Source organism: Pseudomonas sp. GW822-FHT06D10 (assembly GCF_058799535.1).
Map to the genome: position 1 here is coordinate 1,151,698 of NZ_JBXALN010000001.1, position 14,239 is coordinate 1,165,936.

Genomic DNA, 14,239 nt, shown 5'->3' on the forward strand with positions numbered 1-14,239 from the left:
GCCATTGCCTTGAGGTAACCGCCATGAGCCTGCGCATCGAAAACCAGACCTGCTATTTCGACACCGAAACCCTGCACCAGCACCTCCCGGCCAGCGCCGTGACCATCATCACCGACAGCGCCAAGTCGATGTCGGCGGTGGACCTGGGTGGCGAGCGTGTCTACATCACCGAAGCAGAAGCCGACGCATTGACCGTAGCAGGCGCCACCGACGGCCGGCGCCATCTGAAAGCCAGTGAAGGTGATTCGGTGATTTGACTGACCTGGATCAGGGCCCGCCCCGCGGCCCTGTGCCAGCACGGCCTGCAGCCCTCCCTGGTGGCACCTGAGGGGGTACGGCAAGTTGTCGCAGGGGCGCTTCAAAGGGCCATCTGATCCGGTTTTTTATCAAATACCTGAGTCTGTTATGCAAACAGATCCGTGGTCATAGTTGCCCGGCCTGATGGAGGCTGATGAGCGAACGACCATGAGCGAAAGAATCCCCGTCCGATTAGTAGAAACCTTCGAACCTTCACGCCCTACACAGATGAAGACGAAGACCACTGACAAACACGTCTACACCCGCAGTTTCAGCGGCCTGTTCCGTACCCTGCGCATGAGCGGAGCAGGTTTCCTGTTCCTGCTGTTCTTCGGCACCGTGTGGCTCAACTGGGGCGGCCGCCAGGCCGTGCTCTGGGACCTGGCCGAAAGCAAGTTCCACATTTTCGGCGCAACCTTCTGGCCCCAGGACTTCATCCTCCTCTCGGCGCTGCTGATCATCTGCGCCTTCGGCCTGTTCGCCATCACCGTGTTCGCCGGCCGCGTCTGGTGCGGCTACACCTGCCCGCAAAGCTCGTGGACCTGGCTGTTCATGTGGTGCGAAAAGGTCACCGAGGGCGAGCGCAACCAGCGGATCAAGCTGCAGGCCGCGCCCTGGGGCCTGAACAAACTGGCCCGCCGGGCCATGAAGCACACCCTGTGGCTGGGCATCAGCCTGCTCACCGGCCTGACCTTCGTCGGCTACTTCACCCCCATCCGCCCCCTGGCCCAGGAACTGCTGACCCTGCAGATCGGCGGCCTGAGCCTGTTCTGGGTGCTGTTCTTCGCCGCGGCCACCTACATCAACGCCGGCTGGCTGCGCGAGGCGGTGTGCATGCACATGTGCCCTTATGCGCGCTTCCAGAGCGTGATGTTCGACAAGGACACCCTGACCATTTCCTACAACCCGGTGCGCGGCGAAAGCCGTGGCCCGCGCAAGCGTGATGTGAAGCCTGCCGATGTCGGCCTGGGCGACTGCATCGACTGCCAGCTGTGCGTACAGGTCTGCCCTACCGGCATCGACATCCGCGACGGCCTGCAGATGGAGTGCATCGGCTGCGCTGCCTGCATCGACGCCTGCGACTCGATCATGGACAAGATGGGCTACGCCCGCGGCCTGATCGCCTACACCTCGGAACACGAGTTGCAAGGCGGCAAGACCCACCTGCTGCGTCCGCGCCTGGTGGGCTATAGCCTGGTGCTGCTGGTGATGATCGGCGCCCTGGCCCTGGCCCTGGTGCAGCGGCCGATGGTGTCCCTGGACGTGAGCAAGGACCGCGGCCTGTTCCGCGAGAACGCTCTGGGCCAGATCGAGAACATCTACAGCCTGAAGATCATCAACAAGACCCAGGAACGCCAGCAGTACCACCTGGCCCTGGTGGATGGCGAAGGCTTCGAGCTGCAGGGCAAGACCGAGCTGAGCCTGGCCCCCGGTGAAATCACCGACCTGCCGGTGTCCGTGGCGATGACCCAGGACAAGGCGCAGAGCAGCTCCCAGGCCATCAGTTTCAAGGTCAGCGACAGCGATGACCCCGGCGTCTACGCCGTGGCCAAGAGTCGTTTTGTCGCGCCGATGAACCGCTGAGCCTCTAGAATGCCCTGGCGAGGGAGCCGGCTCCCCCCGGGGCCGGCCCCGGAGCCAATGAACCGGACACCCGCCGCCAGCCCGCTGGCGGCGTTCGTCACTCCCTCGCCACCGCAGATATGTCGACCCGATGACCAGACTGGATCCTCAACCGCAGATGAAACGCTACGAAAAATTCGCCGATGACATCGCCGAACTGATCCGCTCCGGGGTCCTGGGGCCGGGCCAGCGTGTGCCTTCGGTGCGCTACGCCAGCCAGACCTACGGGGTCAGCCCGTCGACGGTGTTCCAAGCCTATTACCTGCTGGAGCGTCGCGGCCTGATCCGCGCCCGCCCGCGCTCCGGCTACTTCGTCAATGCCCACGCGCCGAGCCCGTTCTCGGAGCCGGTGATCAGCAGCGAAGTCAATGAATCCACCGAAGTCGATGTCAGCGAACTGGTGTTCTCGGTGCTCGATTCGATCAAGGACCCGAGCACCGTGCCTTTCGGCTCGGCGTTCCCCAGCCCGACCCTGTTCCCCCTGCAGCGCCTGTCGCGCTCCCTGGCCAGCGCCAGCCGCGAGATGGACCCGCGGGTGGTGGTCACCGACATGTCGCCGGGCAATCCGCAGCTGCGCCGGCAGATCGCCCTGCGCTACATGGTGGCCGGGCTGATGCTGCCCATGGAGGAGTTGCTGATCACCAACGGCGCCCTGGAGGCGCTGAACCTTTGCCTGCAAGCGGTGACCGAGCCCGGCGACCTGGTGGCCATCGAGGCTCCGGCCTTCTACGCCAGCCTGCAAGTGCTGGAGCGGCTCAAGCTCAAGGCGGTGGAAATCCCCGTGCACCCGCGCGACGGCATCGACCTCGGGGTGCTGGCCCAGACCCTGGAGCGGCACCCGATCAAGGCCTGCTGGTGCATGACCAACTTCCAGAACCCCATGGGCGCGAGCATGCCCGAGGCGAAGAAACAGGAGCTGGTGGAGCTGCTGCGCCAGCACCAGGTGCCGCTGATCGAAGACGACGTCTACGCCGAGCTGTACTACGGCCAACAGGCGCCGAAACCGGCCAAGGCCTTCGATACCGAGGGCCTGGTGATGCACTGCGGCTCCTTCGCCAAGAGCCTGGCCCCGGGCTACCGCATCGGCTGGGTCGCGGCCGGGCGCTATGCACAGAAGATCGAACGGCTGAAACTGATGACCTCGCTGTGTGCCTCGATGCCGGCCCAGGCGGCGATTGCCGACTACCTGCAACACGGTGGCTACGACCGCCACCTGCGCAAGCTGCGCTATGCCCTGGAAGAACAGCAGAGCGCCATGCTGGCGGCGATCGCCCGTTACTTCCCGGCCCAGACCCGGGTCAGCCAGCCGGCCGGCGGCTACTTCCTGTGGCTGGAGCTGCCGCCGCAGATGGACTCGTTGAAACTGTTCCAGATGGCCCTGGCCCAAGGCATCAGCATCGCCCCCGGACCGATCTTCTCGCCGACCCAGCGCTTTCGCAACTGCATCCGCCTGAACTACGGCAGCCCGTGGAACGAAGCCGCGGAAAAGGCCATGGAAACCCTGGGACGGATCATTCGGTCCTTTTAAGCACAACCGCACCACCCGCACCTGTAGGCGCCGGCTTGCCGGCGAAGAGGCCCGCAAGCCATGCAGCGCCTGAGCGGACGCCTTCGCTGGCAAGCCAGCTCTTACGGGGCGGTACACACCGCGCAATCTCCAGGCCGAGTGAGTCGCTGCAAGAGCGGAACCGCAAGTAGCCGCACCCGCCGGAATGGATATGTACCCCATCCCACGCGCCGCATGACAGAACCAAATCCCCTTGCCACCTCCCCTCAACTCATTCAGCATCCGCGCTCCAATTTTCCAGGGAAAGGAACACGTCATGGTCGAAGACCTGTATTACGACGACTACCCAGAGGCCAAGGCCGAACTGATCAAGGCCATCGAACGCGGCCGCCTGCCACTGCTGACCCAGGAACTCAACGCCTACGACTGCATCCAGGCGATCTTCGAACTGGACGCCATCAACAACCCCAAGGACGAGCAAGACGCCTTCTTCGACCTGGCCCTGGCCCTGATCGGCTGGATTCCCGGCCCCGGGCAAGGCCTGAAGATCCTTTTGCGCCTGATCAACCGCGCCCCCCAGCGCCACGCCGAAAAGCTCTTCGACCTGATCCGCCACACCCTGCTGGCCTGCCGCCTGAAAACCAGCCCCGAACAGCTGCTGGAAAAGTGCCTGGACCCCGTGCGCCTGGCCGAGGAACTGCCCGAGATCATCCGCGGCGTGAGCGCCTCCAGCACCTTCAACGGCCTGACGCCCCAGCAGCAGCGCCTGGTGCTGCACAACCTCAACGAAGCCTGCGAACACACCGAGTTCCTCATGGTCTCGGTGCAAGAGCGCATCGCCCCCTGGATCGCCGAGCAACGCAACAACTCGGCCGCCGCCCACAGCCGCGGCCCGGCCCTGGCGCCCAAGCCGCAGTCGTCCCTGGAACCGCGCCCAACGACCCTCACCGCCGCGCCGCAACCCGGGGCCCACGACGCCGCAAGCCTCGCCCAGGACATCAACCAGGGCCTGGAACACCTCACCGGTGAGGGCCACTGGCTGGAACTGAACCTGCACTACCCCAACCTGGAGCCGGTCTCCGGCGCCGCCTACCGAGCGGTGTTCAGTGACGGCTCGCAAGCCGAGGGCAACCTCGACCAGGAAGGTTTTGCCCGCCTGGAAGGCATCCCCGAGGGCCCGGTGAAGGTCTATTACGGCGAAGACCCACGGCCCTACCTGCGCCGGCCAATCGTTGCCCTGCCCGCGGATGCACAGCAGTTGGAAGAAGAGCTGGAGCAGCTTGACCTGGAGCCCGCCGAAGTCGACCTGCCGACCCTGCTGCTGGAAACTTCTCAGCGCAAGGCGCCCTTCACCCTGATTCCCGTGTACTGAGCCAAGGCACCGACATGAACCGCAGACAAGTGTTTCTCAGCCACAAGCAGTACCACGACTTCCTCGAAAGCCTGGCCGGCGAAGAGGCCCACTGGCAGACCCACTCGATGATGGCCGACAGCCCCGAGCAGGAAGCCTCTCTCAAGGCTTCCAATGTGCGCAGCGCGCGCCTGCACCACCTGATCCTGGGCTACACCGGCGGTGCACCCATGGAGCAACTGGCCCGGGAGCTGGATGGGGTGATCGAAGGCTACGAGGACTACCAGCGCAAGATGGGGGTTTATGAAGAACGGCCGGATATCGCGCCGCTGAACATCGAAGACTACCCCGACGAGTACGAGGAATATGTCCAGGTGATCAGCCTGTGCATCCTGCTGCAACGCAGCGACCTGCTGCCGCGTCTGGTGCTGCTGCAGGACCGCGCCGGCTTTGGCGGCCAGGACACTCTGATCGAGGACCTGCTCAAGGCCTACCTGCCGGATCGTGAAGACGTTGATCAGTGGTTCCACGACGTCTCCACGCCCCTGATCCGGGCCATCTACACCGAAGATCCGAAGGAACCCCGGGAACTGCTGGTGGAGTACTGCAACCAGTGGTACGAGACGTTCGAACAGGCCCCATGGCACGACAGCCACCTGGACGGCGACGAGGGTTCCTACTTCGGCTACTGGGCCTTTGAAGCCGCGGCAGTGGCCTACCTGTTCGGCCTGGACGACAGCGCGGTAACGCACATGGTCTTCCCCCGGGAGATGCTCGAATACGCCCGGCGCTTTACCCCGCCGCCGATGCCCCAATAGCTGGCGCAGCACTGATAGCCCCCGTTTACCGCTCCTTCTTAAAGGTTATGCATTGCCCATGAAATCCTGGATCAAGACCCTGCTGATCACCCTGCTCGCAGCCGCCCTGTGCCTGCTGTTCGCCCGCGTTGTGCTGCCCCCGCTGCTGGTGCAGTTGATACCACCGAGCTGGGAAGGCGGCCCGTGGTTCTGGGTCAATCTGCTGCTGGCGGGTTTCCTGGCCGGGCTGGTGGTGGCGCCCCTGCTGCGGACCCGGCGTTATTACCCGGTGCCGCTGCTGCTTCTGCTGTCCGTCCTGGTGGTGGTCGGCAATTGGGCGCAGAACCGCTGCAACGACGCCCAGTTGCAGGCCATCGAACAGCTGGAAAGGCGCAGCGCGAGCCATTCGAACCTGGGGATCTCCAATGAGGAACCCGCACCTTCGGCGCCCGTGGACGTGAGCGCCACACCGGGCGTCTGGGCCCATGAACAAGGCGATGGATATGGCTACAGCTGCAACCGCCCGGGGGAAACCCAGGGGTTCCTGATGCCACAGTTGATGAGCTTTGGCATCAACGTACTGGGGCTGTTGCTGGCCCTGCAGATCGGCCCCGGCCGCCGCCGCGCCCGTTGAGGAAACCGCAGGAGCTGGCTTGCCAGCGAAAGCGTTCGCAAGCGCGGCGCAAGGCTTGAGGGCCCCTTCGCCGGCAAGCCGGCTCCTACGGGATAGGCCGCGGACTTGCAGGGGCTCAGCGGCCGCCGCCCAGGTCGACGAAGGTGCCGGTGGCGTAGGAGGCCTTGTCCGACAGCAGCCAGACAATCGCCTCGGCCACTTCATCAGGACGCCCGCCACGACCCATGGGGATTGCCGATTCCAGCTTGCTGACCCGGTCGGCATCGCCGCTCAGGGCATGAAAGTCGGTGTAGATATAGCCCGGGCGCACCGCGTTGACGCGGATGCCCTCGCCCGCCACTTCCTTGGACAGGCCGATGGTGAAGGTGTCCAGGGCGCCCTTGGAGGCGGCGTAGTCGACGTATTCCCCCGGCGAACCCAGGCGCGCCGCCACAGAGGAGACGTTGACGATGCTGCCGCCCTGCCCGCCATGGCGCGGCGACATGCGCAGCACCGCGTGCTTGGCGCAGAGGATCGGCCCCATGACATTGGTCTTCATGATCTTCTGGATGCGAAATTCGGACATTTCATCCAGCCGCGACTTGTGGCCCACGGTCCCGGCATTGTTGACCAGGGCCGTGACCCGCCCCAGTTCGCTGTCGACCCGCAGGAACAGACCGATCACTTCATCCTCGATACTGACGTCGGCGCGCACCGCGATGGCCTGCACGCCCAGGGCGCGAACCTGTTCGAGCACCTGCAGGGCGGACTGCTCGTCGGCCTGGTAGTTGATGCACACCTTGAATCCCTGCTGCGCGGCCAACACTGCCGTGGCGGCGCCTATACCCCGTCCGCCACCGGTGATGACGATGACTTTATCCATGCTGCCGACTCCCTCACTGAACATTTCAACGCGAGCCATTAAACACCGCGCGGGCGGCGATGAAAACTGCGCAAATGTGCCACATCAAGCCAGTAGAAGCGCACGGTAGCCCCGCGCACCGACGGCGCAAACCGGCTGGGGACACGGCGGCGGCCATATCCCTGCGAACTGCCGCCAGATCGCGACCGCAGCCGGCAAGGCGCCAGGCTCAGGCTTTTTCTTCGCCCCGGTGGATGCCCTGCATGAAACCTTCGGGCGGCAGCGGATGGCCAAGGAAATAGCCTTGCAGGGAATCACAGCCCAGTTGGGTGAGGAAGGTCTGCTGCACCCCGGTTTCCACGCCCTCGGCGACGATCCGCAGGCCCAGTGCCTGGCCCAGGGCGACAATGGCCGAGACGATGGCGGCATCGTCGCTGTCGTGCTCCAGGTCGCGGACGAAGCCGCGGTCGATCTTCAGCTCGTTGGCCGGCAGGCGCTTGAGGTACATCAGGCTGGAATAGCCGGTACCGAAATCGTCGATGGACAGGTCCACCCCCATGTCCGCCAGCTGTTGCAGGACAAGCATGCTGACATCGGCGTCGCTCATCGCCGTGGTTTCGGTGATTTCCAGGGTCAGGTTGTTGGCCGGCAGGTGGTAGCGTTCCAGGGCATTGGCCACGCTCCTGACCAGCCCGGCATGGCAGAACTGCAAGGCCGATAGGTTCACCGCGATGCGCCAGTCGGTGTAGCCCTGGACGTACCACTCGCGCATCTGCCGGCAGGCCTCGTTGAGCACCCACTCGCCGATGGCAATGATCAGCCCGGTCTTCTCCGCCAGTTCGATGAACTTGTCCGGCAGCAACAGGCCATGCTGGGGATGCTCCCAGCGCAGCAGCGCCTCGGCCCCCACCGGCAGGCCATTGGCAGCGTCGAACTTGGGTTGGTAGTGCAGGCGGAACTGATGATGCTCCAGGGCATTGCGCAGATCCTGCAGCAATTGCAGCTGGCGCCGGGCATTGCTGTTCATCGAGGCATCGAAAAAGCTGTAGCCATTCTTGCCGGTGCCCTTGGCGTGGTACATCGCCGCATCGGCGTTCATCAGCAGTTCCTGGGCACTCAGGCCATTGCCCGGGTACACCGCAATGCCGATGCTGGCGGAAATCTGCAGGTCGTGCTCGGCCACCCGGAACGAGCGCGATACCAGCCCCACCTGGCGTGCCGCCAGGCGCAGGGCATCGTCCGGCTCGGCCAGTTGCACCAGCAGCACGAACTCATCGCCGCCGATCCGCGCCAGGGTGTCTTCGCTGCGCAAATCCTCGCGCAGGCGCTGGGCCACTTCGCGCAGCAACTGGTCGCCCATGTGGTGGCCAAAGGCATCGTTGACCGGCTTGAAACCGTCCAGATCGATGAACATCAGCGCAAAACAGCCACCATGGGCAGTGACCCGGTGCATCGCCTGGTCAATGCGGTCGGCCAGCAGAATGCGGTTCGGCAGCCCGGTCAGGGTGTCGTGCAACGCCAGTTGGGTCAGTTCCTTGTTGGCTTCGGTCAGCGATTGCGCCAGCACCGCGGTGCGGGCTTCCAGCCGCGCATCCAGCACCGAGGTCAGCAAGGCGATGATCAGCACCGCCAGGGTGGTGATCAGCACCAGGTTGTCCAGGCCCTTGCCGCTCAGGCCGTTGCCCAGGGCGCCGCAGAAACTGCCATCGGCGAAACGCGCCGCGGCCATGCCGGTGTAATGCATGCCGACGATGGCAAAGCCCATGACAATCGCCGCGCCGGTCCGGGCCAGGCGTACGTAGGGGGTGTTCTGGCGCAGGCGAAAGGCAATCCACAGCGCCGCCAGCGACGCGCCGAAGGCAATCAGCAGCGAGGCGCCGAACAGGCTCGGGTCGTAGTCGATGCCCGGCTGCATGCGCATGGCCGCCATGCCGGTGTAGTGCATGCCACTGATGCCCGAGCCCATGATCAGCGCGCCGAACAGCAATTGCCACAGCGGCAGCCGCGGCTGGCTCACCAGCCACAGGGCAAAGCCGCAGGACAGGATCGAGATCAGCAGCGACAAGGCGGTGAGCTGGATGTCGTAGCCCAGGTCGATGGGCAGGCTGAAGGCCAGCATGCCGATAAAGTGCATGGACCACACACCGACGCCCATGGCCAGGGCTCCGCCCATCATCCATAGATAAGCGGCACGGCCGGTGGTGGTGGCAATGCGCCCGGTCAGGTCGAGGGCAGTATAGGAAGCGAGGATCGCCACGAAAATGGAGATCAGGACCAGTGCGGAGGAGTAGCTACCGATGAGCATGAGGCGTCTCTTGGCCGTTGTGCCGACATCCCTGCGCGGCGGGCAAAACCGCAGATTGTACTGATTGCGTGGAAGAACGCATCTACAAAGTTAGCAAAAAGCCATTAGTCGGACAGAACGCCGTTTTCGGCTGTCTCATACCCCTACAAGCCCTGTGGGCATGGGCTTTGCGGGAAGTCGCGAGCAGTTGCAAACGGCTCCGGATGCGCCCTGCCTGCGGCTGTCGAGCAGGCCTTGCAGCCACCTTGCTGCAAGGCCTTCAAGGGCCTATTTCTGCTCGCTGGCCTGCAGCTGGCCATCCCAGCCACCGCCCATGGCGGCGATCAACTGCACGCTGGCGATCAGCCGGCTCTGCAACAGGCTGAGCACGCTACGCTCGTTGCTCAGGGCAGTGGTCTGGCTGGTGACCACATCCAGGTAGGCGATCAGCCCGGCCTTGTACTGGTTCTCGGTCAGGCGCAGGGCCTCGCGGGCCGAATCCAGGGCCTGCTGGCGCACCCCCGCCTCGTCCTCCATGACCTTGAGCTGGACCATGTAGTTCTCCACCTCGCGGAAACCGTCGAGCACGGTCTGCCGGTACTTGGCCACGGTCTGGTCGTACACCGCTTCGGTGCGGTCCACTTCCGCCGAACGCTGGCCGCCGTCGAACAGGGTCATAGCCAGTTTCGGCCCTACCGACCAGAAGCGGTTCGGCAGGCTGATCCAGTCGGCGTAGGTGCTGCTGCTGTAGCCGCCGGCCAGGCTCAGGGTCAGGTCCGGGTAATAGGCGGCCTTGGCCACGCCGATCTTGGCGTTGGCGGCAATCACCGAACGCTCCGCCGAGGCGATGTCCGGGCGCCGCTCCAGCAGTTGCGACGGCACGCCCAACGGCACCTGGGGCAGCACGGGGATGGTCTTGCTCTCGGCCAGGTTGAACTCTGCCGGCGGCACGCCGATCAGCACGGCGATGGCGTTCTCGAACTGCGCCCGCTGCCAGATCAGGTCGATCAGGTCGGCCTGGGTGCTTTTGAGCTGGGTCTGGGCCTGGGCCACCGCGTCCTTGCCGGAGACCCCGGCCTGGTACTGGTTCTGGGTCATGGTCAGGGAGCGCTGATAGGCCGCCACCGTGGCCTCCAGCAGGCGCTTCTGCTCATCGATCACCCGCAGTTGCAGGTAGTTCTGCGCCAGCTCGGACTGTTGGCTCAGGCGCATGGCCGCCAGGTCGGCGAAGCTGGCCTCGGCGCTGGCCTCGTTGGCTTCCAGGTCACGGCGCAACTTGCCCCACACGTCCGCTTCCCAGCTCACCCCCAACTGGGTGTTGTAGGTGTCGCGAATACCGCTGCTGGAACTGCTCAGGGCCGAACTGCTGCTGCCGGTGCCCTGGCTGGCGCGGGTCTTGCCGGCGCTCAGGTCGACACTGGGAAAGAACGAACCCCGGGAGCTGCGCACCAGGGCCCGGGCCTGACGGAACTGCGCCTCGGCCTGGGCCACGCTCTGGTTGGAACTGTTGAGCTTGTCGATCAGGCCATTGAGCTGGGCATCGCCGTACAGCTCCCACCAGGCGCCACGGGCCAGGGCGTCGCTGGGGTTGGCCTGGCGCCAGCCTTCGGCTTCCTTGTAGTGCACCGGCTCGGCCACCTGCGGGCGCTGGTAGTCGGGACCGATGGCGCAGGCGCTGAGCAGCAGCACGCACAGGCCCAGGCTCAAGGCCCGCGAGCCACGGGCCATGGCCAGGCGCTGGGCGGACAGCAGAGTAACGGGACGGGACGATTGGTCGGTCATAGCGGCGTTTCCAGAGCAGCATCGGTACGGACCCCACGCCAGTGGTTGAACTTGTGGCGCAGGCGATCGAGATAGAGGTAGACCACCGGGGTGGTGTAGAGGGTCAGGACCTGGCTGAAGACCAGGCCGCCAATGATGGTCAGGCCCAGGGGCTGGCGCATTTCCGAACCTTCGGCGCCGCCCAGCAGCAAGGGCAGCGCACCAAGGATCGCCGCCAGGGTGGTCATCAGGATCGGCCGCAGGCGTTGCAGGCAGGCGCTGCGGATCGACTGCAACGGGTCCAGGCCCTGGTGCCGCTCCAGTTGCAGCGCCAGGTCGATCATCAGGATCGCGTTCTTCTTCACCACCCCGATCAACAGGAACAGCCCCAGCAGCGAGATCAGGCTGAACTCACCGCCCAGCACATAGATCGAGAGCAAGGCGCCAACCCCGGCCGAGGGCAAGGTGGAGAGGATGGTCAGCGGGTGGATGTAGCTTTCATAGAGCACCCCGAGCACCAGGTACACCGCCAGCAGCGCGCCGAGGATCATGAACGGCTGGCTCTTCTGGGTGGCGGCGAAGGCATCGGCGGTGCCGGCCATCTTGACGATCACGTCTTCGGGCATGCCCAGCTTGGCGATCGCCCGTTCGATGGCGGCGGTACCCTGCTCCACCGTCACGCCCTCGGCCATGTCGAAGGAAATGCTTTCCGAGGCGAACTGCCCTTCATGGCTGACCCGGTCGTCTTCCAGGCTGTTTTCATAGTGGGCGATGGCCGACAGCGGAATCCGCGCGCCGTCGGCGGTGATCACCTGCACTTGATTCAGGGTAATCGGGTCCTGGGCGTATTTCGGGTTGACCTCCATCACCACCTGGTACTGGTTGAGGCTGTCGTAGATGGTGGAGATCTGCCGCTGGCTGTAGGCGTTGTTGAGCACCGCGGTGACCATGTCCATGTCCACCCCCAGGCGCTTGGCCTGGTCGCGGTCCACCATCAGGGTCACTTGCTGGGCACCGTGGCCTTCCCGGGCGTCGATGGCGGTCAGCTCAGGCAAGGCGCGCAGCGCCGTCACCACTTTCGGGTACCACTGGCGCAACTCGCCCAGGTCACCGCTTTGCAGGATGTAGGAATACTGCGAGGTGGTCTGCTCGCGGCCGCCGCCGAACTGCAGGTCCTGGTCGGCCATCAGCATCAGTTGCGCGCCGGGCACCTTGGGCATTTCCTTGCGCAGGCGCTCGATGACCTTCTGCGCAGAGATATTGCGTTCCTTGATCGGCTTCAGGCGTACCAGCATGAAGGCGTTGTTGGTGCCGTTGTTGCCACCGATGAAGCCGGCCACGCTCTCCACTGCCGCATCCTTGAGCACGGCGCGGCGGAATATTTCCATCTTCGGCTGCATCACGCTGAAGGACAGGCCGTCGTCGCCGCGGACAAAACCGATCAACTGGCCGGTGTCCTGCTGGGGCATGAAGGTCTTGGGCACCACCACGTACAGGGCCACGTTGACGCCAATGGTCAGCAGCAGGCTGAGCAGGGTCAGGCGCCTGTGCCGCAGCACCCAGTCCAGGCTGGTGGCGTACTTGCCCATCATCCAGTCGTTGCTGCGCCGGCTCCAGCGTTGCAGGCGGTTCTCCTGGCCCGGGGTGTGGGGCTTGAGCCAGCGCGCGCAGAGCATCGGGGTCAGGGTCAGGGACACCACCAGCGATACCACGATGGCCGCGGCCAGGGTGATGGAGAATTCGCGGAACAGGCTCTCGATGATCCCGCCCATGAACAGGATCGAGAGAAACACCGCCACCAGCGACACGTTCATCGACAGCAGGGTGAAGCCCACCTCCTTGGCCCCCAGGTACGCCGCTTTCATCGGCGCGATGCCTTCGTCGATGTGCCGGGAGATGTTCTCCAGCACCACGATGGCATCGTCCACCACCAGCCCGGTGGCAAGGATCAGCGCCATCAGCGACAGGTTGTTCAGGGAAAAACCGTAGAGGTACATGATGGCAAAAGTACCCACCAGGGATACCGGTACCGCCAGGGTCGGGATCAGCGAGGCGCGGAAATTGCCGAGGAACAGGTACACCACCAGGATCACCAGGGCCACGGCGATCAGCAGGGTCATCTCGGCCTCGTGCAGGGTGGCCTTGATCACCGGTGAGCGGTCCATGGCCAGGTTGAGCTTGACGCTGGCCGGCAGCACCGCCTGCAACGCCGGCAACTGAGCCTTGATCTCGTTCACCGTCTCGATGATGTTGGCCCCGGCCTGGCGGTTGATCACCAGCAGCACCGCCGCGTCGTCGTTGAAGAAGCCGCTGTTGTAGCGGTCCTCGACGCCGTCGCTGACCTTGGCCACGTCCTTCAGGCGCAGGGCCGCGCCGTTGTTGTAGTGGATGATCAGCGGCTCGTAGTCACGGGCCTTTTCCAACTGGTCGTTGGCCTGGATCTGCCACAGCCGCTGGTCATCCTCCACCGAGCCCTTGGGCCGGCGCTGGTTGGCATTGGCGATGGCATTGCGCACGTCGTCCAGGGCCACGCCGTACTGGTTGAGCAGTTGCGGCTCCAGTTCGATGCGCACCGCCGGCAAGGAGCTGCCACCGACCTGCACTTCGCCCACGCCCTGCACCTGGGACAGGCTCTGGGACAGGATGGTCGAGGCCAGGTCGTAGAGCTGGCCTTTCTCCAGCACATCGGAAGTCAGCGACAGCACCATGATCGGCGCCTGGGACGGGTTGACCTTCTTGTAGGTAGGCATGCTGCGCATGCCGCTGGGCAGCAGGTTGCGCGAGGCGTTGATGGCTGCCTGCACCTCCCGTGCCGCGCCGTTGATGTCGCGGTCCAGGTCGAACTGCAGGATCACCCGGGTCGAGCCCTGGCTGGAACGGCTGCTCATGGTGTTGACCCCGGCGATGGCGCCGAAGGAACGCTCCAGGGGCGTGGCCACGGTGGAGGCCATGACCTCGGGGCTGGCCCCTGGCAGGCTGGCCTGGACCACGATCACCGGGAAGTCCATCTGCGGCAGCGGCGCCACCGGCAGCAGGCCGAAGCTGACGCCGCCCAGCAGCATGATCGCCAGCGACAACAGCATGGTCGCCACCGGGCGCTTGATGAAGGGGCCGGAGAGGTTCATGCCGACACGCTCCAGGCTT

Annotated in this window: 10 protein-coding genes; 6 read left to right on the forward strand and 4 right to left on the reverse strand. The window is 64.9% G+C overall.

The window, feature by feature from the left end; all coding sequences use genetic code 11:
* The first annotated feature begins 23 nt into the window (after positions 1-23).
* From AC1RL5_RS04955 to AC1RL5_RS04980, 6 genes are all read left to right on the forward strand, one after another.
* Complete coding sequence (locus AC1RL5_RS04955; protein ID WP_011061159.1) at positions 24-257, forward strand: DUF3203 family protein; 234 nt, start codon at positions 24-26, stop codon at positions 255-257.
* Positions 258-465: 208 nt separating this feature from the next.
* The gene (gene ccoG, locus AC1RL5_RS04960) at positions 466-1,881 is read left to right on the forward strand and encodes a cytochrome c oxidase accessory protein CcoG (RefSeq protein ID WP_011061158.1); all 1,416 of its coding nucleotides are present in this window, start codon (positions 466-468) and stop codon (positions 1,879-1,881) included.
* A 157-nt stretch (positions 1,882-2,038) separates the two neighbouring features.
* On the forward strand, positions 2,039-3,448 hold the full coding sequence (gene mapR / locus AC1RL5_RS04965; protein ID WP_011061157.1) for a GntR family transcriptional regulator MpaR: 1,410 nt from the start codon (positions 2,039-2,041) through the stop codon (positions 3,446-3,448).
* Between the two features lie 295 nt (positions 3,449-3,743).
* Positions 3,744-4,799 carry a hypothetical protein gene (locus AC1RL5_RS04970; protein WP_011061156.1) on the forward strand — a complete coding sequence of 352 codons (1,056 nt, stop codon included), beginning with the start codon at positions 3,744-3,746 and terminating at the stop codon, positions 4,797-4,799.
* Positions 4,800-4,813: 14 nt separating this feature from the next.
* Positions 4,814-5,596, forward strand: coding sequence for a PoNe immunity protein domain-containing protein (locus tag AC1RL5_RS04975; RefSeq protein WP_145712123.1), 783 nt, complete (start codon positions 4,814-4,816; stop codon positions 5,594-5,596).
* Positions 5,597-5,654: 58 nt separating this feature from the next.
* Positions 5,655-6,209: a hypothetical protein gene (locus AC1RL5_RS04980; RefSeq protein ID WP_492588859.1), complete on the forward strand. Its 555-nt coding sequence runs from the start codon at positions 5,655-5,657 to the stop codon at positions 6,207-6,209.
* A gap of 115 nt (positions 6,210-6,324) precedes the next feature.
* On the opposite strand, the gene AC1RL5_RS04985 is transcribed toward AC1RL5_RS04980, so the two are convergent.
* From AC1RL5_RS04985 to AC1RL5_RS05000, 4 genes are all read right to left on the reverse strand, one after another.
* The gene (locus AC1RL5_RS04985) at positions 6,325-7,071 is read right to left on the reverse strand and encodes an SDR family oxidoreductase (RefSeq protein ID WP_011061154.1); all 747 of its coding nucleotides are present in this window, start codon (positions 7,069-7,071) and stop codon (positions 6,325-6,327) included.
* Positions 7,072-7,279: 208 nt separating this feature from the next.
* Positions 7,280-9,355, reverse strand: a complete 2,076-nt coding sequence (locus AC1RL5_RS04990; RefSeq protein WP_011061153.1) for a putative bifunctional diguanylate cyclase/phosphodiesterase — start codon at positions 9,353-9,355, stop codon at positions 7,280-7,282.
* A 267-nt stretch (positions 9,356-9,622) separates the two neighbouring features.
* Positions 9,623-11,116 (reverse strand): efflux transporter outer membrane subunit, encoded by a 1,494-nt coding sequence (locus AC1RL5_RS04995; protein ID WP_019095227.1) that lies wholly within the window; start codon positions 11,114-11,116, stop codon positions 9,623-9,625.
* Complete coding sequence (locus AC1RL5_RS05000) at positions 11,113-14,220, reverse strand: efflux RND transporter permease subunit (RefSeq protein ID WP_015635503.1); 3,108 nt, start codon at positions 14,218-14,220, stop codon at positions 11,113-11,115. The genes AC1RL5_RS04995 and AC1RL5_RS05000 overlap by 4 nt, the downstream gene beginning before the upstream one ends.
* Positions 14,221-14,239 lie beyond the last annotated feature (19 nt).

Coding starts and splice junctions, on each gene's coding strand:
- AC1RL5_RS04955 (WP_011061159.1), top strand. CDS start 24: ATGAGCCTGCGCATCGAAAACCAGACCTGCTATTTCGACACCGAAACC.
- ccoG (WP_011061158.1), top strand. CDS start 466: ATGAGCGAAAGAATCCCCGTCCGATTAGTAGAAACCTTCGAACCTTCA.
- mapR (WP_011061157.1), top strand. CDS start 2,039: ATGAAACGCTACGAAAAATTCGCCGATGACATCGCCGAACTGATCCGC.
- AC1RL5_RS04970 (WP_011061156.1), top strand. CDS start 3,744: ATGGTCGAAGACCTGTATTACGACGACTACCCAGAGGCCAAGGCCGAA.
- AC1RL5_RS04975 (WP_145712123.1), top strand. CDS start 4,814: ATGAACCGCAGACAAGTGTTTCTCAGCCACAAGCAGTACCACGACTTC.
- AC1RL5_RS04980 (WP_492588859.1), top strand. CDS start 5,655: ATGAAATCCTGGATCAAGACCCTGCTGATCACCCTGCTCGCAGCCGCC.
- AC1RL5_RS04985 (WP_011061154.1), bottom strand. CDS start 7,071: ATGGATAAAGTCATCGTCATCACCGGTGGCGGACGGGGTATAGGCGCC.
- AC1RL5_RS04990 (WP_011061153.1), bottom strand. CDS start 9,355: ATGCTCATCGGTAGCTACTCCTCCGCACTGGTCCTGATCTCCATTTTC.
- AC1RL5_RS04995 (WP_019095227.1), bottom strand. CDS start 11,116: ATGACCGACCAATCGTCCCGTCCCGTTACTCTGCTGTCCGCCCAGCGC.
- AC1RL5_RS05000 (WP_015635503.1), bottom strand. CDS start 14,220: ATGAACCTCTCCGGCCCCTTCATCAAGCGCCCGGTGGCGACCATGCTG.